24 protein-coding genes and 2 tRNA genes are annotated in these 21,983 nt (G+C 53.6%); 19 read left to right on the top strand and 7 right to left on the bottom strand.

What is annotated here, in order from left to right; translation table 11 throughout:
- Window positions 1–2: 2 nt before the first annotated feature.
- The 5 genes from mlaD to murA all read left to right on the top strand — a co-directional run bounded on the left by mlaD (window position 3) and on the right by murA (window position 3,189).
- Window positions 3–551: an outer membrane lipid asymmetry maintenance protein MlaD gene (mlaD, locus tag HB664_RS00680; RefSeq protein ID WP_033147081.1), complete on the top strand. Its 549-nt coding sequence runs from the start codon at window positions 3–5 to the stop codon at window positions 549–551.
- A gap of 18 nt (window positions 552–569) precedes the next feature.
- Window positions 570–1,205, top strand: a complete 636-nt coding sequence (gene mlaC / locus HB664_RS00675) for a phospholipid-binding protein MlaC (protein WP_033146748.1) — start codon at window positions 570–572, stop codon at window positions 1,203–1,205.
- Window positions 1,205–1,498 (top strand): lipid asymmetry maintenance protein MlaB, encoded by a 294-nt coding sequence (gene mlaB, locus HB664_RS00670; RefSeq protein WP_023309350.1) that lies wholly within the window; start codon window positions 1,205–1,207, stop codon window positions 1,496–1,498. The genes mlaC and mlaB overlap by 1 nt, the downstream gene beginning before the upstream one ends.
- 126 nt (window positions 1,499–1,624) lie before the next feature.
- A complete protein-coding gene (gene ibaG / locus HB664_RS00665) occupies window positions 1,625–1,879 on the top strand; it encodes a BolA family iron metabolism protein IbaG (protein ID WP_008501458.1) in 255 nt (84 codons plus the stop codon).
- 50 nt (window positions 1,880–1,929) lie between these two features.
- Window positions 1,930–3,189: a UDP-N-acetylglucosamine 1-carboxyvinyltransferase gene (murA, locus tag HB664_RS00660; RefSeq protein ID WP_023309349.1), complete on the top strand. Its 1,260-nt coding sequence runs from the start codon at window positions 1,930–1,932 to the stop codon at window positions 3,187–3,189.
- A 60-nt stretch (window positions 3,190–3,249) separates the two neighbouring features.
- Here murA and sfsB read toward each other — a convergent pair whose 3' ends face one another.
- The gene (gene sfsB, locus HB664_RS00655) at window positions 3,250–3,537 is read right to left on the bottom strand and encodes a DNA-binding transcriptional regulator SfsB (protein ID WP_023309348.1); all 288 of its coding nucleotides are present in this window, start codon (window positions 3,535–3,537) and stop codon (window positions 3,250–3,252) included.
- Between the two features lie 229 nt (window positions 3,538–3,766).
- Entirely contained in the window at window positions 3,767–4,738 is a 972-nt protein-coding gene (ispB, locus tag HB664_RS00650) for an octaprenyl diphosphate synthase (RefSeq protein WP_024906360.1), read from the bottom strand.
- A gap of 257 nt (window positions 4,739–4,995) precedes the next feature.
- On the opposite strand from ispB, the gene rplU reads away from it, so the two are divergent.
- The 4 genes from rplU (at window position 4,996) to cgtA (ending at window position 7,837) form a co-directional block, all read left to right on the top strand.
- Window positions 4,996–5,307 carry a 50S ribosomal protein L21 gene (gene rplU, locus HB664_RS00645; protein ID WP_003025032.1) on the top strand — a complete coding sequence of 104 codons (312 nt, stop codon included), beginning with the start codon at window positions 4,996–4,998 and terminating at the stop codon, window positions 5,305–5,307.
- 19 nt (window positions 5,308–5,326) lie between these two features.
- Entirely contained in the window at window positions 5,327–5,584 is a 258-nt protein-coding gene (rpmA, locus tag HB664_RS00640; RefSeq protein WP_004385076.1) for a 50S ribosomal protein L27, read from the top strand.
- A gap of 96 nt (window positions 5,585–5,680) precedes the next feature.
- On the top strand, window positions 5,681–6,646 hold the full coding sequence (locus HB664_RS00635; RefSeq protein ID WP_023309346.1) for a DMT family transporter: 966 nt from the start codon (window positions 5,681–5,683) through the stop codon (window positions 6,644–6,646).
- A gap of 15 nt (window positions 6,647–6,661) precedes the next feature.
- The gene (gene cgtA / locus HB664_RS00630; RefSeq protein WP_023333597.1) at window positions 6,662–7,837 is read left to right on the top strand and encodes an Obg family GTPase CgtA; all 1,176 of its coding nucleotides are present in this window, start codon (window positions 6,662–6,664) and stop codon (window positions 7,835–7,837) included.
- Between the two features lie 34 nt (window positions 7,838–7,871).
- On the opposite strand, the gene pmrB is transcribed toward cgtA, so the two are convergent.
- Genes pmrB through dacB form a run of 3 tightly spaced genes read right to left on the bottom strand, consistent with a single transcriptional unit; the run spans window position 7,872 to window position 11,010 of the window.
- Window positions 7,872–8,915: a two-component system sensor histidine kinase PmrB gene (gene pmrB / locus HB664_RS00625; protein ID WP_219940268.1), complete on the bottom strand. Its 1,044-nt coding sequence runs from the start codon at window positions 8,913–8,915 to the stop codon at window positions 7,872–7,874.
- A complete protein-coding gene (pmrA, locus tag HB664_RS00620; RefSeq protein WP_033146744.1) occupies window positions 8,912–9,574 on the bottom strand; it encodes a two-component system response regulator PmrA in 663 nt (220 codons plus the stop codon). The genes pmrB and pmrA overlap by 4 nt, the downstream gene beginning before the upstream one ends.
- A gap of 2 nt (window positions 9,575–9,576) precedes the next feature.
- Complete coding sequence (gene dacB / locus HB664_RS00615; RefSeq protein WP_033146743.1) at window positions 9,577–11,010, bottom strand: serine-type D-Ala-D-Ala carboxypeptidase; 1,434 nt, start codon at window positions 11,008–11,010, stop codon at window positions 9,577–9,579.
- 228 nt (window positions 11,011–11,238) lie between these two features.
- On the opposite strand from dacB, the gene greA reads away from it, so the two are divergent.
- A complete protein-coding gene (gene greA / locus HB664_RS00610) occupies window positions 11,239–11,715 on the top strand; it encodes a transcription elongation factor GreA (RefSeq protein ID WP_014171793.1) in 477 nt (158 codons plus the stop codon).
- Window positions 11,716–11,866: 151 nt separating this feature from the next.
- Here greA and yhbY read toward each other — a convergent pair whose 3' ends face one another.
- A complete protein-coding gene (gene yhbY, locus HB664_RS00605; protein ID WP_003861814.1) occupies window positions 11,867–12,160 on the bottom strand; it encodes a ribosome assembly RNA-binding protein YhbY in 294 nt (97 codons plus the stop codon).
- Between the two features lie 127 nt (window positions 12,161–12,287).
- On the opposite strand from yhbY, the gene rlmE reads away from it, so the two are divergent.
- The 6 genes from rlmE (at window position 12,288) to HB664_RS00575 (ending at window position 17,880) form a co-directional block, all read left to right on the top strand.
- Window positions 12,288–12,914, top strand: coding sequence for a 23S rRNA (uridine(2552)-2'-O)-methyltransferase RlmE (rlmE, locus tag HB664_RS00600; RefSeq protein WP_003861812.1), 627 nt, complete (start codon window positions 12,288–12,290; stop codon window positions 12,912–12,914).
- 102 nt (window positions 12,915–13,016) lie between these two features.
- On the top strand, window positions 13,017–14,951 hold the full coding sequence (ftsH, locus tag HB664_RS00595) for an ATP-dependent zinc metalloprotease FtsH (RefSeq protein ID WP_029739626.1): 1,935 nt from the start codon (window positions 13,017–13,019) through the stop codon (window positions 14,949–14,951).
- Window positions 14,952–15,049: 98 nt separating this feature from the next.
- The gene (folP, locus tag HB664_RS00590; RefSeq protein WP_048981192.1) at window positions 15,050–15,898 is read left to right on the top strand and encodes a dihydropteroate synthase; all 849 of its coding nucleotides are present in this window, start codon (window positions 15,050–15,052) and stop codon (window positions 15,896–15,898) included.
- On the top strand, window positions 15,891–17,228 hold the full coding sequence (gene glmM, locus HB664_RS00585; protein WP_023309339.1) for a phosphoglucosamine mutase: 1,338 nt from the start codon (window positions 15,891–15,893) through the stop codon (window positions 17,226–17,228). The genes folP and glmM overlap by 8 nt, the downstream gene beginning before the upstream one ends.
- A 223-nt stretch (window positions 17,229–17,451) precedes the next feature.
- Window positions 17,452–17,784 carry a preprotein translocase subunit SecG gene (gene secG / locus HB664_RS00580; protein ID WP_023333590.1) on the top strand — a complete coding sequence of 111 codons (333 nt, stop codon included), beginning with the start codon at window positions 17,452–17,454 and terminating at the stop codon, window positions 17,782–17,784.
- Window positions 17,785–17,793: 9 nt separating this feature from the next.
- Window positions 17,794–17,880, top strand: a tRNA-Leu gene (locus HB664_RS00575).
- 192 nt (window positions 17,881–18,072) lie between these two features.
- On the opposite strand, the gene argG is transcribed toward HB664_RS00575, so the two are convergent.
- Complete coding sequence (argG, locus tag HB664_RS00570) at window positions 18,073–19,419, bottom strand: argininosuccinate synthase (RefSeq protein ID WP_024906366.1); 1,347 nt, start codon at window positions 19,417–19,419, stop codon at window positions 18,073–18,075.
- A 287-nt stretch (window positions 19,420–19,706) separates the two neighbouring features.
- On the opposite strand from argG, the gene HB664_RS00565 reads away from it, so the two are divergent.
- From HB664_RS00565 to nusA, 3 genes are all read left to right on the top strand, one after another.
- Window positions 19,707–19,783, top strand: a tRNA-Met gene (locus HB664_RS00565).
- A 207-nt stretch (window positions 19,784–19,990) separates the two neighbouring features.
- Window positions 19,991–20,443 carry a ribosome maturation factor RimP gene (gene rimP / locus HB664_RS00560; RefSeq protein ID WP_014833432.1) on the top strand — a complete coding sequence of 151 codons (453 nt, stop codon included), beginning with the start codon at window positions 19,991–19,993 and terminating at the stop codon, window positions 20,441–20,443.
- A gap of 28 nt (window positions 20,444–20,471) precedes the next feature.
- Complete coding sequence (gene nusA, locus HB664_RS00555) at window positions 20,472–21,974, top strand: transcription termination factor NusA (RefSeq protein ID WP_029739628.1); 1,503 nt, start codon at window positions 20,472–20,474, stop codon at window positions 21,972–21,974.
- Window positions 21,975–21,983: the final 9 nt, after the last annotated feature.

Genomic DNA, 21,983 nt, shown 5'->3' with positions numbered 1-21,983 from the left:
TCATGCAAACGAGAAAAAATGAAATTTGGGTCGGTGTATTCCTGCTGCTGGCGCTGCTGGCCGCGCTGTTTATCTGCCTGAGAGCGGCGGATATCACGTCTGTACGCACCGAGCCGACGTACCGCATCTATGCCACCTTCGATAACATCGGCGGGCTGAAGGCGCGTTCACCGGTCCGCATCGGCGGCGTGGTGATCGGACGCGTATCTGACATTACGCTGGATGAGAAAACCTATCTGCCCCGCGTCGCGATGGATATCGAAGAGCGTTACAACCATATCCCGGACACCAGTTCCCTTTCTATCCGTACTTCCGGCCTGCTGGGCGAACAATATCTGGCGCTTAACGTTGGCTTTGAAGATCCCGAGCTGGGAACGACTATCCTTAAAGACGGTAGCGTCATTCAGGATACGAAATCCGCGATGGTTCTGGAGGATATGATTGGTCAGTTCCTTTACAACAGTAAAGGGGATGAGAAAAAATCCGACGCTGCCCCTGCGCAGAGCGAAGATCATACCGACGTCGCACCGACGCCAGGTGCTGCGAATTAATATCAGGAGAAGTCATTCATGTTTAAACGACTGTTAATGGTTGCCATGCTGGTCATCGCCCCTCTAACCGCCGCCCACGCTGCGGATCAGAGTAACCCGTACAAACTGATGGACGAAGCGGCGAAGAAGACATTCGACCGTCTTAAAAACGAACAGCCTAAAATTCGTGCTAATCCTGATTATCTGCGTGACGTCGTTGACCAGGAGCTGCTGCCGTACGTGCAGATTAAATATGCGGGTGCGCTGGTGCTGGGACGTTATTACAAAGACGCGACCCCTGCGCAGCGTGATGCCTACTTTGCCGCGTTTCGTGAATACCTGAAACAGGCTTATGGCCAGGCGCTGGCGATGTACCACGGCCAGACCTATCAGATTGCGCCTGAGCAGCCGCTGGGCGATGCGACCATCGTCCCTATCCGTGTGACGATCATCGATCCTAACGGTCGTCCGCCGGTTCGTCTGGATTTCCAGTGGCGTAAAAACAGCCAGACCGGTCACTGGCAGGCGTATGACATGATTGCCGAAGGGGTAAGCATGATCACCACCAAACAGAACGAATGGAGCGACCTGCTGCGCACCAAAGGCATTGATGGCCTGACCGCTCAGCTGCAGTCTATCTCTCGCCAGAAAATTACTCTGGATGAGAAGAAGTAATGTCACAGCAACTCAGCTGGTCGCGTGAAGGCGAGACATTAAAGCTGTCCGGTGAACTGGATCAGGATCTGCTGAACCCACTGTGGGACAAACGCCACGAAGCGATGCAGGGCGTGACGCTTATCGACTTAACCGACGTCACGCGGGTAGATACGGCAGGTGTTGCGCTGCTTGCCCATCTGATTGCCGTGGGGAAAAAGCAGGGGACAAGCGTCACGCTTCACGGCGCGAGCGATAATGTCGTGACCCTTGCGCAGCTCTACAATCTCCCTCAGGACGTACTGCCTCGTTAATATTTTCAGTGCGTTACTTCCGAAAGCCCTGACTGTTTCATCGTCGGGGCTTTTTGCTTGTTTAAGACAACGCCACTTTGCTCTAAGATGTTGGGCTTGTTTTCACTATCAGATGATTAAGAGCCCATGGAAAATCATGAAATCCAGACAGTGCTGATGAATGCACTCTCCCTTCAGGAAGCCCACGTCACTGGCGATGGCAGTCACTTCCAGGTTATTGCTGTGGGTGAGATGTTCGACGGTATGAGCCGCGTGAAGAAACAGCAGGCTGTGTACGCGCCGCTGATGGAATATATTGCGGATAACCGCATCCACGCCCTGTCGATTAAAGCGTTCACCCCGCAAGAGTGGGCACGCGATCGCAAACTAAACGGTTTTTGAGCTGAGGGCGACAGGCCCGCAGCACGGTTGAATTTATAAGAGAGCACACAATGGATAAATTTCGTGTACAGGGACCAACGCGTCTCCAGGGCGAAGTCACAATTTCTGGCGCTAAAAACGCCGCGCTGCCAATCCTCTTTGCTGCGCTGCTGGCTGAAGAGCCGGTAGAAATTCAGAACGTACCGAAGCTGAAAGATATCGACACCACCATGAAGCTGCTCACCCAGCTGGGCACGAAAGTTGAGCGTAACGGTTCCGTCTGGATTGACGCCAGCAAGGTGAATAACTTCTCAGCCCCTTACGATCTGGTGAAAACCATGCGTGCATCCATCTGGGCGCTTGGCCCGCTGGTGGCGCGTTTTGGTCAGGGTCAGGTCTCTCTGCCGGGCGGTTGCGCCATCGGTGCGCGTCCGGTTGACCTGCACATCTTCGGTCTGGAAAAACTGGGCGCCGAGATCAAGCTGGAAGAAGGTTACGTTAAAGCGTCCGTTAATGGTCGTCTGAAAGGCGCGCACATCGTCATGGACAAAGTGAGCGTGGGCGCAACGGTCACCATTATGTCTGCGGCGACGCTGGCAGAAGGTACCACCATCATCGAAAACGCCGCGCGCGAACCGGAGATTGTGGATACCGCCAACTTCCTCGTGGCGCTGGGGGCGAAGATTTCCGGTCAGGGTACCGACCGTATCACCATCGAAGGCGTTGAGCGTCTGGGCGGTGGTGTCTATCGCGTTCTGCCGGACCGTATCGAAACCGGTACCTTCCTGGTCGCTGCGGCGATTTCTGGCGGGAAGATTGTTTGTCGCAACGCGCAGCCAGATACCCTGGATGCGGTGCTGGCGAAACTGCGCGATGCGGGTGCGGATATCGAAATCGGTGAAGACTGGATCAGCCTCGATATGCACGGTCAGCGTCCAAAAGCGGTCAATGTGCGTACGGCGCCGCATCCGGCGTTCCCTACGGACATGCAGGCACAGTTCACCCTGTTGAACCTGGTTGCCGAAGGCACTGGCTTCATCACAGAAACCATTTTCGAGAACCGCTTTATGCACGTACCGGAGCTGATCCGTATGGGCGCGCATGCTGAGATCGAAAGTAATACCGTGATTTGCCACGGCGTTGAGAAACTGTCAGGTGCTCAGGTGATGGCAACCGATCTGCGTGCGTCTGCAAGCCTGGTGCTGGCGGGTTGTATCGCGGAAGGTACAACGATCGTGGATCGTATCTATCACATCGATCGTGGTTATGAGCGTATCGAAGATAAACTGCGCGCGCTGGGTGCCAACATCGAGCGTGTGAAGGGCGAGTAATCGTTCCGGCAGCCCCCTGCCAGCAATGACCGGGGGGTTGCTGTTCCTGTCAAAAATGCGTTATTCCTGCGGTTCTCTTTTTACCTTTCTCTGGCGAATCATGCGCGATCTGTCGATAAATTCATGGGTAATGGGATCGTGATAGCGCGAAGGCCAAATTACCCACGGATGCGTATCCAGCGCCGTCGCGATAATTAATTCTCCCTTGGGCCAGGGGCGGGTGAGGGCGTTTGCCAGAGTGGAAGAACTCAGTCCATGGCGGCGGGACTCTGCTGCCAGTGAAGTGCCTCTTTTGCGCAGCGCGGCAATAATATCAGCCGTGTGCCAGTCGATAAATTTCGTATCCATAACGCCGTCCTTAAGTTCGGATTCACCTACGCCGTTTCTTCTGAAACGACGCGGTTACTATACCCATTTCAACTTCTTGTTCTAAAAAGTTCGCGTTACTTGAAGGGATATTCAGAATAAGACACGGCTTTATTCATGCGGTCTCTAAACCGATGAATTTACATGAACACGGAATTTACAGGTGTGTACTGGAATCTCCCCGCTATCGCTGCGGGGAGAAACAAGGGGATTAACGGTCGCGCTGAACGGCGATGTGGGCAAGACCAATCAGTGCCTCGCGCCACGGACTGTCTGGAATGACCTGAAGCGCTTCGATGGCTTTGTCGGCTTCTTCTTCCGCGCGCTGACGCGTCCATTCCAGCGATCCGCAGATAGCCATAGTTTCCAGTACAGGTTCCAGAAGATGGCGGCCATTTCCCTGCTCAATCGCTTCACGGATCATTTTCGCCTGGTCGGCTGTTCCGTTGCGCATAGCATGAAGCAGCGGCAGGGTGGGTTTACCTTCGTTCAGGTCATCGCCCACGTTTTTACCGAGCGTCTCGCCGTCCGCACTGTAGTCCAGCAAATCATCAATCAGCTGGAAGGCCGTACCCAGATAGCGGCCATAGTCCTGCAGGCCTTTTTCCTGGGCTTCAGTACAGTCGGCCAGAATGCCGGAACACTGGGCAGCCGCTTCAAACAGGCGCGCCGTTTTGCTGTAGATGACGCGCATGTAGTTTTCTTCGGTGATATCAGGGTCGTTGACGTTCATCAGCTGCAGCACTTCGCCTTCAGCAATGACGTTTACGGCTTCGGACATCACTTCCAGCACTTTCAGGGAGCCCAGGCTGGTCATCATCTGGAAGGCGCGGGTATAGATAAAATCCCCCACCAGGACGCTGGCTGCGTTTCCGAAAGCGGCGTTTGCCGTGGCTTTGCCACGACGCATATCCGATTCATCCACAACATCGTCATGCAGAAGCGTCGCCGTGTGAATAAATTCGATGAGCGCTGCGATAGTGATGTGAGCATTTCCCTGATAGCCAACGGCTCTGGCAGCCAGAATGGCAATCATCGGACGAATGCGTTTACCGCCGCCGCTGACGATGTAATAGCCCAACTGATTGATCAGCTGAACGTCAGAGTTGAGTTGCTCCAGGATTGCTGCATTCACACCCGCCATATCTTGCGCGGTTAACTCGTTGATTTTTTCTAAATTCATCGCAAAAGCCGGGCTTTTTATCCTGTTGATCCCATCTTCAATGGGGTAACGAAGGGTTTCGGTTTATCAATAGTAGTGCTGATTGTACTGAAAAAACGGCACAGATAAACGTTACCGTACGTGTTGTGTTTTTTTTCTTCATGTATTGACGGTAGCACTTGTCAAAGGCTCGCGTTTTGCGTAATATTCGCGCCCTATTGTGAATATTTATAGCGCACTCTGATTCATACGAGGACGTGCGCGGAAGCGGAGTTTATATGTACGCGGTTTTCCAAAGTGGTGGTAAACAACACCGAGTAAGCGAAGGTCAGACCGTTCGCCTGGAAAAGCTGGACATCGCAACTGGCGAATCTGTTGAGTTCGCAGAAGTTCTGATGATCGCAAACGGTGAAGAAGTCAAAATCGGCGTTCCTTTCGTTGATGGCGGCGTTATCAAAGCTGAAGTTGTTGCACACGGTCGTGGCGAGAAAGTTAAAATCGTTAAGTTTCGTCGTCGTAAGCACTACCGTAAGCAGCAGGGCCACCGTCAGTGGTTCACTGATGTGAAAATTACTGGCATCAGCGCCTAAGACCTGAGGAGAGATTTAAATGGCACATAAAAAGGCTGGCGGCTCCACACGTAACGGTCGCGATTCAGAAGCTAAACGCCTTGGCGTTAAGCGTTTCGGTGGCGAATCCGTTCTGGCGGGTAGCATCATCGTTCGTCAACGTGGTACCAAATTCCACGCTGGCAACAACGTAGGTTGCGGTCGTGACCACACTCTGTTTGCTAAAGCAGACGGTAAAGTGAAATTTGAAGTTAAAGGCCCGAACAACCGTAAATACATCAGCATCGTTGCTGAGTAAGGTTTTCTCGGTCCGGTAACGGATTAAAGCCCCGCAACCTGTTGCGGGGCTTTTTACATTGGAAACCCGGTAATTTTTTCTGTAGGGAAAACGGGCATGAAGCAGCAGGCCGGCATTGGTATTCTTTTGGCGCTCACTACCGCAATGTGCTGGGGTGCGCTGCCAATTGCAATGAAGCAGGTACTGGAAGTGATGGAGCCGCCTACGGTGGTCTTTTATCGCTTTCTGATGGCAAGCATCGGCCTCGGGGCCATTCTGGCTATCAAAGGTAAGCTTCCACCCTTGCGGCTCTTCCGCAAACCGCGCTGGCTGGTATTGCTGGCTATCGCGACGGGCGGTCTGTTCGGTAACTTCATCCTGTTCAGCTCTTCCCTGCAATATCTCAGCCCCACGGCGTCGCAGGTGATAGGTCAGCTTTCACCGGTGGGCATGATGGTCGCCAGCGTCTTTATCCTCAAGGAGAAAATGCGCGGTACGCAGATTATCGGGGCGAGCATGCTGCTGTGCGGTCTGGTGATGTTCTTCAACACCAGTCTGATTGAGATTTTCACCCGCCTGACGGATTACACATGGGGTGTAATTTTCGGTGTGGGGGCGGCAACGGTCTGGGTGAGCTATGGCGTCGCGCAAAAGGTGTTATTGCGTCGTCTTGCCTCACAGCAGATCCTCTTTTTGCTGTACACTTTGTGTACAATAGCATTGCTGCCATTAGCCAAGCCGGGTGTGATTTCCCAGCTTAGCGACTGGCAACTGGCGTGCCTCATTTTTTGTGGGCTGAACACGCTGGTCGGTTATGGCGCGCTGGCCGAAGCGATGGCGCGCTGGCAGGCGGCACAGGTGAGCGCGTTAATTACGCTTACTCCGCTGTTTACGCTGTTATTTTCAGATTTGTTATCAATGGCCTGGCCCGATGTCTTCGTCAGACCGATGCTCAACCTGTTGGGTTATCTCGGTGCGTTTGTCGTGGTTGCGGGCGCGATGTATTCCGCCATTGGTCATCGTCTTTGGGGACGTTGGCGCAAAAATGAAGCGGTTGTAGTAGTCCCCCGCTCAGGCGAATGAGTTACGGAGAGTAAAATGAAGTTTGTTGATGAAGCGACGATCCTGGTCGTGGCTGGTGATGGCGGCAATGGTTGCGTGAGCTTCCGCCGTGAAAAGTATATCCCACGTGGTGGTCCTGACGGCGGCGACGGTGGGGATGGTGGTGACGTGTGGCTGGAGGCGGATGAGAACCTCAACACGCTGATCGACTACCGTTTCGAAAAATCCTTCCGCGCTGAACGTGGCCAGAACGGCCAGAGCCGTGACTGTACCGGGAAACGCGGTAAAGACGTCACCATTAAAGTTCCGGTCGGTACGCGTGTGATTGACCAGGGAACCGGTGAAACCATGGGTGACATGACCAAACACGGTCAGCGCCTGATGGTGGCTAAAGGCGGCTGGCACGGTCTGGGTAACAGCCGTTTCAAATCCTCCGTTAACCGTACTCCGCGTCAGAAAACGATGGGTACGCCGGGCGATAAGCGCGATCTGCAGCTGGAGCTGATGCTTCTGGCAGACGTGGGCATGCTGGGTATGCCAAACGCCGGTAAATCGACGTTCATTCGCGCGGTTTCTGCGGCGAAACCAAAAGTGGCGGACTATCCGTTTACCACGCTGGTACCAAGCCTGGGCGTTGTCCGTATGGATAACGAGAAGAGCTTTGTGGTTGCCGATATTCCGGGTCTGATTGAAGGCGCTGCGGAAGGCGCGGGTCTGGGTATTCGCTTCCTGAAACACCTTGAGCGTTGCCGCGTGCTGCTGCACCTTATCGATATCGATCCTATCGACGGTTCCGATCCGGTTGAAAACGCCCGCATCATCATCGGTGAGTTGGAAAAATACAGCGAAAAACTGGCGAATAAACCACGCTGGCTGGTCTTCAACAAGATCGACCTGATGGACAAAGCCGAAGCGGAAGCGAAAGCTAAAGCGATTGCTGAAGCAATGGGTTGGGAAGATAAATACTACCTGATCTCTGCGGCAAGCCAGGTTGGCGTGAAAGATCTGTGCTGGGATGTGATGACCTTCATCATTGAGAACCCAATTGTTCAGGCGGAAGAAGCGAAACAGCCTGAAAAAGTCGAATTCATGTGGGATGACTACCACCGCCAGCAGCTCGAAGAGCTGGAAGCGGAAGAGGATGATGAAGACTGGGACGATGACTGGGATGAAGACGACGAAGAAGGCGTCGAGTTCATCTACAAGCACTAATATCTGTCCAAAGCCCCCATTATGGGGGCTTTTTTTATTCCAGCGTTGCGGGCAGCCAGCAGCTGGCGATCAAACCACCTTCAGCGCCATTCTCAAGCGTCAACCTGCCGTGGTGGAGCTGCACGATGCGCTGCACGATACTCAGGCCCAGACCGCTGCCACCGTAGCGCTGGTCAAGACGGCGGAATGGCTCGGTAATTGACTGTCGGTGCGCGTCATCAATACCGGGCCCCTGATCGATCACGCTGATCTGCGTCCCCCCGTCCACCCCGGTTAATGTCACTGTAATCGTTGTCCCTGCCGGGCTGTAGCGCCCGGCATTCTCCAGCAGGTTGCGCAGCATCAGACGCAGGAGCACGGCGTCTCCCTGAACCGTAAGCGCGCTTTTAGCGGGCCAAATCACCGTATGCTCTTTGGCTTCATGGCCCAGACCGAGAGGTTCAATGATATTTTCCGTCCAGCTCGCGGTTTCGTAGTGGCCGCTGGCCATTGCCTGTCCGGCACGGGCCAGCATCAGCAGTTGCTCAACGGTATGCATGAGCTGATCGATACGGCTAATTAACGTCGCGGCCTGTGATGCGCCTGACTGCGCCATAAGCTCCAGATGAAGCCGGATACCGGCAAGGGGCGTTCGAAGCTCGTGCGCGGCGTCAGCGGTGAAGAGACGCTCCTGCTGAATGGTATTGTCCAGCCGGGCGAGCAGCTGATTCAGGGAGGTTGTCACCGCGCCGATTTCTTCCATGTCGGAATACATAGGAAGCGGAGTTAAGTTATCTGCCGAACGGTTAGCCAGGCTATCACGCAGTTTATTCAGCGGTCGGGTTATCCAGGTGACTGCCCAGAAAGAGAAAAACAGCGTAAAGCCTACCATCACCAGAGAAGGGACGAGAAGGGAAGCAATCGCCTCGCGGATCTCTTTTTCGACATGGTTATTACGGGCTTTTGCCGACAGCGTTTCATTCACCAGAAAACCTATCTGCTCGCGGCTTTCATGCCATAGCCAGATGACGCTTATCAGCTGGAAAAATAAGAGAATGACCGCCAACAGCACCATTAAACGCCGACGCATGCTGTTCATTTCTGGCTCTCAAGGCGATAGCCAACGCCACGGACGGTTTTGATTCTGTCCTTGCCGAGCTTGCGACGCAGGTTATGGATGTGAACTTCCAGGGTATTTGACCCAGGATCGTCCTGCCAGGAGTAGATATCCTGCTGGAGCGTCTCTCTGTGCACCGTTTGTCCGCTGCGCATGATCAGACGCGTAAGCAGGGCGAACTCTTTTGGCGTCACCTCTACCGCCTGGTCCCGGCGCAGTACCTGCTGGGTTTGCAGATTCAGCGTAATATCGCCGTCGGTGAGTAAGTTATCGCTATGGCCCTGATAGCGGCGAATCAACGCCCGCACACGCGCCTGCAGCTCCGCAAGCGCAAAAGGCTTCACCAGGTAATCATCTGCGCCTGCATCGAGGCCGGTGATGCGATCCTCAATGGCATCGCGTGCCGTCAGGATCAACACCGGGTTGGCGATACCGCGGCGTCGCCACTGGCTGAGCAGCGTGGCGCCGTCTTTATCAGGCAAGCCCAAATCGAGGATCACCAGACTGTATTCGCCGCTCTGGATCAGGGCGTCCGCCTCCGCTGCGGTGCCAGCACAGTCGAGGGCATACCCTTCATTGGCCAGCCCCAGCGCCAGCCCTTCCTGCAATAACAGATCGTCTTCAACTATGAGTAGTTTCATCGCTAGTTATTCTGGTAGATGTCCTTATAAAGCCTGCTTTCGAAGCGAACAAGCGGAATACGGCGATTGCGCTGGTCGGTCGGTTCGACGGCATAGCCGGAAAGATACTGCACGAATGCCATGCGTTGTCCGCTGGCGGTAGTGATGAAGCCTGCAAGGTTGTAAACCCCCTGCAGCGAGCCTGTCTTAGCGGATACTTTGCCATCCACGCCGGCAGCGTGAAGCCCGGCGCGATACTGCAGCGAACCGTCATGCCCGGCCAGCGGCAGCATTGAAATAAAGTTTAGCTCAGTGTCATGCTGTGCAATGTACTGAAGCACCTGCATCATCGTGGCCGGAGAGATCAAATTATGACGCGATAATCCTGAGCCATCGACGGCGATGGTATTACCCAGCTCGATCCCGGCCTGCTGGCGCAGGATCTGACGAACGGCGTCTGAACCCGCGCGCCAGGTTCCCGGCACGCCGAAACGCGCGTGGCCAATCATGCGGAACACGGTGTCGGCAATCATGTTGTCCGACTTTTTCAGCATGATTCGCAGTAAATCGTGCAGCGGAGGAGACTGTTTGCTGGCGATGACCGTGCCGGGCTGGTTGACCTGCGTCTGGCGAAGCAGCGTGCCGGTGTAGGTTATGCCCGCTTGTTTCAGCTCATCTTTCAGAATGGCACCCGCGTAGCTTGCACCATCCTGTATCGCAAAAGCCAGCGGCAGCGGATCGGCGCGCTGCGTCAGGCAGCCAGTAAGCGTGAAGCGGTTAAGATCGCCCGGCACGACGTCCAGCTCACAATATTGCGCATCCGGGGAGCCTTTCGCCAGCGTGCGGACCTGGCTAAACATTGTGACCGGGTAGTAGGACGCGATGCGGATAAACGCTAAATCATCTGGCTTTGGCGCGCTGTAAAGCGAAACCGAGAAGCAGTTACGGTCAACAATCGCGGCGGCGGGCGGGGCGCTGAAACATTGGGTCATGTCGTTCCACGGCCAGCCTGGGGCTTTATCGTGGCTGGCAAAGATGGACGTGTCGATCAGTACATTGCCATCAATTTTCTGCACGCCAGATTTTTTCAGTACCGCAACCATATTGCGGATATCCTGGCGCTTAAAGGTCGGATCGCCGCCAAAACGGGCGATAAGATCGCCTTTCAGTGCGCCACCCTCGACGTTACCTTTGGTCTCGAGTGTGGTCGTAAAACGGAAGTCAGGCCCGAGCTGGAGCAGGGCGGCGAGGGCAGTGATCACCTTTTGGGTACTGGCAGGCAGCGCCATCTGTTGACTGTGATAGTCAATCTCGGGAGCCTGTGCGCCAACCTTCTGCACCATCAGGGCAAGGTTCGCGCCTGCGGGGAGCTGATTAATGTACTCATCAACATTCGCGGCCTGGGCGGTGAACGTTATACTGGTAGTCAATCCGATGATAAATCTGGAAAATCGCATAATCTCGCGCTAACAACCCGAAAACAAACCGTCATACTACGGTGCATGGCACTGCAAAGTAAACGATGACCCATAGTGAACTTCGCGGTAAAATGCATATCAAATTGAAAAATTGCTGCTGACCTGGGGCATTGCTCCCGGGTCGGTTTTCTTTTTGCTTCTTGCCCGCTTAGGGGGGCAGGAGCAGGGAACACTGCTCCCAACAGGAATGTTTAAGAGGTATAACAAATGCAAGCTATTCCGATGACCTTACGTGGTGCCGAAAAACTGCGCGAAGAGCTGGATTTCCTGAAATCCGTGCGTCGTCCTGAAATCATCGCCGCTATCGCGGATGCGCGCGAGCATGGCGACCTGAAAGAGAACGCTGAATACCACGCCGCGCGTGAGCAGCAGGGCTTCTGCGAAGGGCGTATTAAAGATATCGAAGCAAAACTGTCCAATGCACAGGTTATCGATATCACCAAAATGCCTAACAACGGGCGTGTGATCTTTGGTTCTACCGTTACCGTCCTGAACCTGGACAACGACGAAGAGCAGACCTATCGCATCGTGGGTGATGATGAAGCAGACTTCAAACAGAACCTGATTTCAGTGAACTCCCCGATTGCTCGCGGCCTGATTGGCAAAGAGCAGGACGATGTTGTCACCATTCGCACCCCTGGCGGTGAAGTGGAATACGAAATTATTAAGGTTGAATACCTGTAATTCGCTTCTCTACTAAGATGTTGATACATTGTAAAGAAAAGAAAAAGGCCGCATAGCGGCCTTTTATCAACTCAAGGAGCATGGCATTTTGCTCGCCTGCTGACAGAAATCCCTCGTTTCACACAGAAAATGTGTTTGATTCAGGATATCCTTAGCGTGGCAGCGAGATTTTACGCTCTTTAGATGGGCGGTAGAGCACCAGCGTTTTACCGATGACCTGTACATTACAGGCGCCGGTTTCGCGCACGATGGCTTCCACGATCAGGTTTTTAGTGTCTCTGTCTTCAGAGGCGATTTTCACCTTGATCAGCTCGTGGTGTTCCAGCGCTTGTTCAATCTCGGCAAGCACCCCTTCGGTCAAACCATTGTTGCCAAGCATGACTACAGGCTTGAGCGGATGTGCCAGACCTTTAAGGTGCTGTTTTTGTTTAGTACTCAGATTCATCGTATATTTTTGCTTACGTTGGGATTGAAAACGGTTCATTCTACCGCCATCTCCCTTATATCGCCAAATAGCTGCGTAGAAATTTACGTCACAGGCAGGTAACGATGAACCAGGACGGAAATGTTAAATGACAGGTAAAAAGCGTTCTGCCAGCTCCAGCCGCTGGCTTCAGGAACACTTTAGCGATAAATATGTTCAACAGGCACAGAAAAAGGGGTTGCGTTCCCGTGCCTGGTTTAAACTTGATGAAATACAGCAAAGTGACAAACTTTTTAAGCCGGGGATGACGGTTGTTGACCTCGGTGCGGCACCTGGCGGATGGTCCCAGTATGCGGTAACGCAGATCGGCGGAACGGGCCGAATCATCGCGTGCGATCTTTTACCAATGGATCCCATCGTCGGTGTCGACTTCCTTCAGGGTGACTTTCGTGATGAATTAGTGCTGAAAGCGTTACTTGATCGTGTAGGTGACAGTAAGGTCCAGGTTGTCATGTCTGATATGGCACCAAATATGTGCGGAACACCGGCGGTGGATATCCCCCGCGCCATGTATCTGGTGGAGCTAGCGTTAGAAATGTGTCGTGATGTACTAGCGCCTGGTGGTAGTTTTGTTGTGAAGGTGTTTCAGGGCGAAGGTTTCGAGGAGTATCTTAAGGAAATTCGCTCCCTGTTTGCGAAGGTTAAAGTTCGTAAGCCGGACTCTTCCCGGGCCCGTTCCCGAGAAGTGTATATTGTAGCGACCGGGCGAAAATGATAACCGGTAGATTTCAGGCGAAAGTTTGAATGAAACTGGATATAGAGTATCCTGACGCTGTTTTTAACACAGTTGTAATATGAGGTTAATCCCTTGAGTGACATGGCGAAAAACCTAATACTCTGGCTGGTCATTGCCGTTGTGCTGATGTCAGTATTCCAGAGCTTTGGGCCCAGCGAGTCGAATGGCCGCAAGGTGGATTATTCTACCTTCCTGCAGGAGGTCAATCAGGACCAGGTTCGCGAAGCGCGTATCAACGGACGTGAGATCAACGTTACCAAGAAAGATAGTAACCGTTACACGACTTACATCCCGGTGAACGATCCTAAGCTGCTTGATAACCTTCTGACCAAAAACGTCAAGGTGGTAGGTGAGCCGCCAGAAGAACCAAGCCTGCTGGCTTCTATCTTCATTTCCTGGTTCCCGATGCTGCTTCTTATCGGCGTCTGGATCTTCTTTATGCGCCAGATGCAGGGCGGCGGTGGCAAAGGTGCCATGTCGTTCGGTAAGAGCAAGGCGCGTATGCTGACGGAAGACCAGATCAAGACCACCTTCGCTGACGTCGCCGGTTGTGACGAAGCGAAAGAAGAGGTGGGTGAACTGGTTGAATACCTGCGTGAACCGAGCCGTTTCCAGAAGCTGGGCGGTAAGATCCCGAAAGGCGTGCTGATGGTTGGCCCTCCGGGTACCGGTAAAACCCTGCTGGCGAAAGCCATCGCGGGTGAAGCGAAGGTGCCGTTCTTTACTATTTCAGGTTCTGACTTCGTTGAAATGTTCGTGGGTGTCGGCGCATCTCGTGTGCGTGACATGTTCGAGCAGGCCAAGAAGGCAGCACCGTGCATTATCTTCATCGATGAAATCGACGCCGTAGGCCGCCAGCGTGGCGCGGGCCTGGGCGGTGGTCATGATGAACGTGAACAGACGCTGAACCAGATGCTGGTTGAGATGGACGGCTTCGAAGGTAACGAAGGTATCATCGTTATCGCGGCGACTAACCGTCCGGACGTACTTGACCCCGCGCTGCTGCGTCCAGGCCGTTTCGACCGTCAGGTTGTTGTGGGTCTGCCGGACGTTCGCGGTCGTGAACAGATTCTGAAAGTTCACATGCGTCGCGTACCGCTTGCGCCAGATATCGACGCGGCAATCATTGCGCGCGGCACCCCGGGCTTCTCCGGTGCTGACCTGGCGAACCTGGTCAACGAAGCTGCTCTGTTTGCCGCTCGCGGTAACAAGCGCGTCGTGTCGATGGTGGAGTTTGAGAAAGCGAAAGACAAAATCATGATGGGTGCGGAACGTCGCTCCATGGTGATGACGGAAGCGCAGAAAGAGTCCACGGCATACCACGAAGCGGGTCACGCGATTATCGGTCGCCTCGTGCCGGAACACGATCCGGTGCATAAAGTGACGATTATTCCGCGCGGTCGTGCGCTGGGTGTGACTTTCTTCCTGCCTGAAGGCGACGCGATCAGCGCCAGCCGTCAGAAGCTGGAAAGCCAGATTTCGACCCTGTACGGCGGTCGACTGGCAGAAGAGATTATCTACGGTGTGGAACATGTTTCTACCGGTGCGTCCAACGACATTAAAGTTGCGACAAACCTGGCGCGTAACATGGTGACGCAGTGGGGCTTCTCCGACAAACTCGGTCCGCTGCTGTATGCAGAGGAAGAGGGTGAAGTATTCCTCGGCCGTTCTGTGGCTAAAGCGAAACATATGTCCGATGAGACGGCTCGTATCATCGACCAGGAAGTAAAATCTCTGGTAGAGCGTAACTACGCACGTGCACGCCAGATCCTGACCGACAATATGGACATCCTGCATTCGATGAAAGATGCGCTCATGAAATATGAGACCATCGATGCACCGCAGATTGACGACCTGATGGCGCGCCGTGAAGTGCGTCCGCCAGCGGGCTGGGAAGACCCAGGCGCTTCCAATAATTCTGACAACAATGGCACCCCGCGTGCGCCGCGTCCGGTTGATGAACCGCGTACGCCAAACCCGGGCAACACCATGTCAGAACAGTTGGGCGATAAGTAAGTCACTGCTGTTGAAGCGTTTGTCTGTACCTCAAACCCTGGAGCTTGCTCCGGGGTTTTTCATTTCTGTTTAACGATATAGATACCAGGGATTTCGCCATGAAATTATTCGCTCAGGACTCGCATCTCGATCTTTCACATCCCCATGTGATGGGGATCCTGAATGTTACCCCTGACTCCTTCTCTGACGGCGGCACGCATAACACGCTTATCGAGGCGGTTAAACACGCGAATCTAATGATTAATGCGGGTGCCACCATTATTGACGTGGGCGGCGAATCGACGCGTCCTGGTGCGGCTGACGTGTCTGTGGAAGAAGAGCTGGCGCGCGTGGTGCCGGTGGTTGAAGCTATCGCGCAGCGGTTTGAAGTATGGATCTCCGTTGATACCTCTAAACCCGAAGTGATTCGTGAAGTGGCTAGAGTGGGCGCTCACATTATCAATGATATTCGCTCGCTCACTGAGCCCGGCGCACTTGAAGCTGCGGCAGAGACCGGGTTACCGGTATGCCTGATGCACATGCAGGGCCAACCGAAAACCATGCAGGAAGCACCGAAGTATGATGATGTCTTTGCCGACGTGAATCGCTTCTTTATTGAACATATTGCGCGCTGCGAACGTGCAGGTATCCCAAAAGAGAAATTGTTGCTCGACCCGGGGTTCGGTTTCGGTAAAAATCTCTCCCACAATTATGCGTTGCTCGCGCGCTTATCGGAATTCCATCACTTTGACCTGCCGCTGCTGGTGGGAATGTCGAGAAAGTCGATGATTGGGCAGTTGCTGAACGTGGGGCCGAGCGAACGCCTGAGCGGCAGCCTGTCCTGCGCGGTGATTGCGGCGATGCAGGGCGCGCACATTATTCGTGTCCATGACGTCAAAGAAACAGTAGAAGCCATGCGTGTGGTGGAAGCCACACTGGCAGCGAAGGAAAACAAACGCTATGAGTAATCGTAAGTATTTTGGCACCGATGGTATCCGTGGGCGTGTAGGCGATGCTCCCATCACCCCTGATTTTGTCCTGAAGCTCGGCTGGGCTGCTGGCAAAGTGCTGGCGCGTCATGGTTCCCGTAAGATCATTATCGGTAAAGACACCCGTATTTCCGGCTATATGCTGGAGTCCGCGCTGGAGGCGGGTCTGGCGGCGGCTGGACTGTCCGCGTCCTTTACGGGCCCAATGCCAACGCCTGCTGTCGCGTATCTGACGCGCACTTTCCGTGCGGAAGCGGGGATTGTCATCTCAGCTTCTCACAACCCGTTCTACGACAACGGCATTAAATTCTTCTCCATTGACGGCACCAAGCTTCCGGATGACGTGGAAGAAGCCATTGAAGCCGAAATGGAAAAAGAGATCACCTGTGTAGATTCCGCAGAGCTGGGTAAAGCGAACCGTATCGTTGATGCGGCGGGCCGTTATATCGAATTCTGTAAAGGTACCTTCCCGAATGAGCTGAGCCTGGCTCACCTCAAAATTGTGGTGGACTGTGCTAATGGCGCGACCTATCACATCGCCCCGAATGTCTTCCGCGAACTGGGTGCGAAAGTCATCACCATTGGCTGCGAGCCGGATGGTCTGAACATTAACGAGCAGGTGGGGGCAACTGATGTTCGTGCCCTGCAGGCGCGTGTTCTGGCAGAGAAAGCCGACCTGGGCATTGCCCTGGACGGCGACGGTGACCGCGTGATCATGGTCGACCACGAAGGTAACAAGGTCGACGGCGATCAGATCCTCTACATCATTGCCCGTGAGGGCCTGCGTCAGGGCCAGCTGCGCGGCGGTGCGGTGGGCACGCTGATGAGTAACATGGGCCTGGAACTGGCGCTGAAACAGCTCGGTATTCCGTTTGTCCGCGCGAAAGTGGGTGACCGCTATGTGCTGGAAAAACTGCAGGAGAAGGGCTGGCGCATCGGCGCAGAAAACTCGGGTCACGTGATCCTGCTCGACAAAACTACTACCGGTGACGGTATCGTGGCCGCGCTGCAGGTGGTTGCCGCGATGGCGCGCAACCATATGAGCCTGCACGATCTGTGCAGCGGGATGAAAATGTTCCCACAGATCCTGGTTAACGTACGCTTTACTGCCGGTAAAGGCGATCCGCTGGAAAATGAGAACGTTAAAGCGGTGATGGCTGACGTTGAAGCGGCCCTGGGCAATCGTGGACGTGTGCTGTTGCGTAAGTCCGGTACTGAACCGCTGATCCGCGTGATGGTGGAAGGTGAAGACGAAGCGCAGGTAACCGAATTTGCACACCGTATTGCGGATGCTGTAAAAGCTGCATAATCGTGCACGCTAAATGTATAAAAAGGCGGCTTTTGTCGCCTTTGTTTTAAGCAATTAATGGCTTTTTGCTGTTTTTTTCCGCAGTTGATACAATGCGTCAAAAATGCCCTTGCGAAGGTCATTCGCTTTGGTTAGTATTCACACCCGCTTCAGTGGGAAACAAAAATCCTGCTAATTGGTCGAAGCATTGGTATGCGGCAAATCCGCAAGGAACAGGTTGATTATGTACGAAGCTCTTTTAGTTATTTTCCTTATTGTAGCCATCGCTCTCGTAGCGCTGATCATGCTGCAGCAAGGTAAAGGCGCTGATATGGGAGCCTCCTTCGGAGCAGGCGCTTCCGGTACGCTGTTCGGTTCAAGTGGTTCTGCGAACTTCATGACCCGCACAACGGCGATTCTGGCTACGCTGTTCTTCATCATCAGCCTTGTGCTTGGCAATATCAACAGCAACAAGACCAGCAAAGGAAGCGAGTGGGAAAATCTGAGCGCGCCAGCGAAAACTGAGCAAACTCAGCCAGCTGCACCGGCTAAGCCAACCAGCGATATCCCGCACTAAGTATTCTGTACCGAGGTGGTGGAATTGGTAGACACGCTACCTTGAGGTGGTAGTGCCCTAACGGGCTTGTGGGTTCGAGTCCCATCCTCGGTACCAATATTCCAGAAGAAAGACGTCGAAAGACGTCTTTTTTTTCGTCTGTAGACTGCGAGATCTCCGATCTTTTGTAGGGCGGGTAAGCGCATGCGCCACTCGCCATGTTGCCCGGTGGCGCTGCGCTTACCGGGCCTACGAAAATCAAAATAAAAAAGGCGCTCTGTGGGCGCCTTTTGCACGTTACGTCAGCGATTACTTCTTATCGCTGTGCTCCAGGTTTTCAACCTGCGGCAGACCGTTACCTGAACTGGCGGAGAGCAGGCCATTCTCAACATAGTTGAACAGCTTCTCGCGGGTATCGGTGATGTCCAGATTACGCATGGTCAGCTGACCAATACGATCGTCCGGTGAGAACACGGATTCACCTTTCTCCATGGTCAGACGCTCTGCTTTATAGGTCAGGTTGTCAGACACGGTGTTCAGGATGGAGTAGTCGTTACCGCGACGCAGCTCCAGCGTCACTTCACCGGTGATCGCGCTTGCCACCCAACGCTGCAGCGCATCACGCAGCATCAGCGCCTGTGGATCGAACCAGCGGCCCTGATACAGCAGTTTACCCAGCTGACGGCCATGAGAGTGATACTGCTCAATGGTGTCTTCGTTGTGAATGCCGGTCAGCAGACGCTCGTAAGCGATGTGCAGCAGCGCCATTCCCGGGGCTTCATAGATGCCACGGCTTTTCGCTTCGATGATGCGGTTTTCAATCTGATCGCTCATGCCCAGACCGTGACGACCACCAATACGGTTAGCTTCCAGCATTAGTTCAACATCATCAGAGAAGGTTTTACCGTTCAGCGCAACCGGATGGCCGCGTTCGAAACGCACGGTCACTTCTTCAGCCTGGATTTTGACGTTTTCGTCCCAGAACTTCACGCCCATGATCGGGTTAACGATCTTCACGCTGGAGTTCAGGAATTCCAGGTCTTTCGCTTCGTGCGTCGCACCCAGCATGTTGGAGTCGGTGGAGTAGGCCTTCTCGACTGACATCTTATAGTCGAAGCCGCAGGCGATCATAAACTCGGACATTTCATGACGGCCACCCAGTTCGTCGATGAAGTCGGTATCCAGCCACGGCTTGTAGATCTGCAGTTCGGCGTTGGTCAGCAGGCCATAACGATAGAAACGTTCAATATCGTTACCTTTATAGGTGCTACCGTCACCCCAGATGTTCACGCCGTCTTCTTTCATCGCTGCAACCAGCATGGTGCCGGTGACCGCACGGCCCAGCGGGGTAGTGTTGAAATAGGTCAGGCCGCCGGTGGTGTTATGGAACGCACCGCACTGAATAGCCGCGATACCTTCAGCGACCAGTTGCTTACGGCAGTCAATCAGGCGCGCGTTCTCTGCACCATACTCTTTAGCGCGACGAGGAATGGCATCGTAGTCGTCCTCATCCGGCTGACCCAGGTTCGCAGTATAGGCGTACGGAACCGCTCCCTTCTGGCGCATCCACAGCAGTGCAGCGCTGGTATCCAGGCCGCCTGAGAAAGCGATGCCAATACGTTGTCCTACCGGAAGATGCTTGAGAATCGTCGTCATAGAATAAAACCCTGCTTGATTGACTGATTAGAGACCGCTTTCGCTCTCTTGTGCATTTTTATGCAAAATAAGTGAGTATTCATTTAATCATCTTTTGGCGAAGACCGGAAGAGAGTCGTGCGTTTTTTGTAAAAATTTTGGTCTAATCGATCTGGCGGAAGTTGGGTTGACAGGTGGGGTCAACTATCAATATACTAAACGCCGATTTTACGTCCCGTCTTCGGTACCAAATCCCAGCATTATTTGCAAATTCTGTCCAAAACGCGTAGAATTTGCCACGTTTCAGGCGCGGGGTGGAGCAGCCTGGTAGCTCGTCGGGCTCATAACCCGAAGGTCGTCGGTTCAAATCCGGCCCCCGCAACCACTTTCCCATAAAGTTCTTTTTCAAATATACTGTGAAGACTTAGAGCCTTCGTAGCTGGATTTGAAAAAATTCTTTCGGAAAGTGCTCCAGGCCACCGTTGTGGCTATAGGGTTCAGTTATCTAAAGCCCCGATTTATCGGGGTTTTTTGTTATCTGACTACAGAATAACTGGGCTTTACGCCCTTTTTTTATGTCTTGGGGGTGGGCTTGTCCACATTAGAGCAAAAATTAACAGAGATGATTACTGCACCGGTCGAAGCACTGGGCTACGAACTGGTCGGCATCGAATTCGTTCGCGGCCGTACATCGACGCTGCGCATCTATATTGATAGTGAAGATGGCATTAATGTTGATGATTGTGCTGATGTCAGCCACCAGGTGAGTGCGGTTCTTGATGTTGAAGACCCGATTACCGTTGCGTACAACCTGGAAGTTTCCTCACCTGGCCTCGATCGCCCGATGTTCACGGCCGAGCACTATGTGCGCTTTACCGGTGAAGAAGTGGCTCTCGTTCTGCGTATGGCCGTACAGAACCGCCGTAAATGGCAGGGAATTATCAAAGCCGTTGATGGTGAAATGATCACGGTGACAGTCGAAGGCAAAGATGAAGTGTTCGCGCTGAGTAATATCCAGAAGGCGAACCTGGTTCCCCACTTTTAACAGTCTGGATTGAGGTGAAAAGCCCGCGATGAACAAAGAAATTTTGGCTGTTGTTGAAGCCGTCTCCAACGAGAAATCACTGCCGCGTGAGAAGATTTTCGAAGCGCTGGAAAGTGCACTGGCTACAGCAACCAAGAAAAAATACGAACAAGAGATCGATGTTCGCGTAGAAATCGATCGTAAAAGCGGTGACTTCGATACATTCCGTCGTTGGGTAATCGTTGAAGAAGTGACCCAGCCGACCAAAGAGATCACGCTGGAAGCCGCCCGTTTTGAAGACGAAAGTCTGAACGTGGGCGAGTACGTTGAAGATCAGATTGAATCTGTCACCTTTGACCGTATCACGACCCAGACCGCTAAACAGGTTATCGTGCAGAAAGTGCGCGAAGCCGAGCGCGCGCTGGTTGTCGATCAGTTCCGCGATCAGGAAGGCGAAATCATCACCGGCGTGGTGAAGAAAGTGAACCGCGACAACATCTCCCTGGAGATCAAATCCGAAGGGTTGCCGGGTAACGCTGAAGCCGTGATCCTGCGTGAAGATATGCTACCGCGTGAAAACTTCCGCCCAGGTGACCGTATTCGCGGTGTTCTGTACGCCGTTCGTCCTGAAGCGCGTGGTGCACAGCTGTTCGTGACCCGTTCTAAACCAGAAATGCTGGTAGAACTGTTCCGTATCGAAGTGCCGGAAATCGGTGAAGAAGTTATCGAGATTAAAGCGGCGGCTCGCGATCCGGGCTCCCGTGCGAAAATTGCGGTGAAAACCAATGACAAGCGTATCGACCCGGTCGGTGCTTGCGTCGGTATGCGCGGTGCGCGCGTTCAGGCAGTTTCGACTGAGCTGGGCGGCGAACGTATTGATATCGTTCTGTGGGATGACAACCCGGCGCAGTTCGTGATCAACGCAATGGCTCCAGCTGATGTGGCGTCTATCGTTGTTGACGAAGACAAACACACCATGGATATCGCTGTTGAAGCGGGCAACCTGGCGCAGGCAATCGGCCGTAACGGTCAGAACGTACGCCTGGCGTCACAGCTGAGCGGCTGGGAACTCAACGTAATGACCGTTGATGACCTGCAGGCTAAGCATCAGGCTGAAGCCCATGCGGCGATCGATACCTTCACTAAATACCTGGATATTGACGAAGACTTCGCCACTGTTCTGGTTGAAGAAGGTTTCTCTACGCTGGAAGAACTGGCCTATGTGCCAATGAAAGAGCTGCTGGAAATTGACGGTCTGGATGAACCAACCGTTGAAGCCCTGCGTGAACGCGCTAAAAACGCACTGACCACCCTGGCACTGGCTCAGGAAGAAAGCCTTGGCGATAAGAAGCCGGCTGATGACCTGCTGAATCTGGAAGGTCTTGATCGTGCGATTGCGTTCAAGCTGGCTGCCCGTGGTGTTTGTACGCTGGAAGATCTCGCTGAGCAAGGCGTTGATGACCTGGCTGATATCGAAGGTTTAACCGACGAGAAAGCCGGCGAGCTCATCATGGCCGCACGTAATATTTGCTGGTTCGGCGACGAAGCGTAATAAACTGTA

Source organism: Enterobacter sp. DNB-S2 (genome assembly GCF_019443845.1).
Classification (GTDB): domain Bacteria; phylum Pseudomonadota; class Gammaproteobacteria; order Enterobacterales; family Enterobacteriaceae; genus Enterobacter; species Enterobacter asburiae_B.
This window is presented reverse-complemented; position numbering and strand designations above follow the sequence as displayed.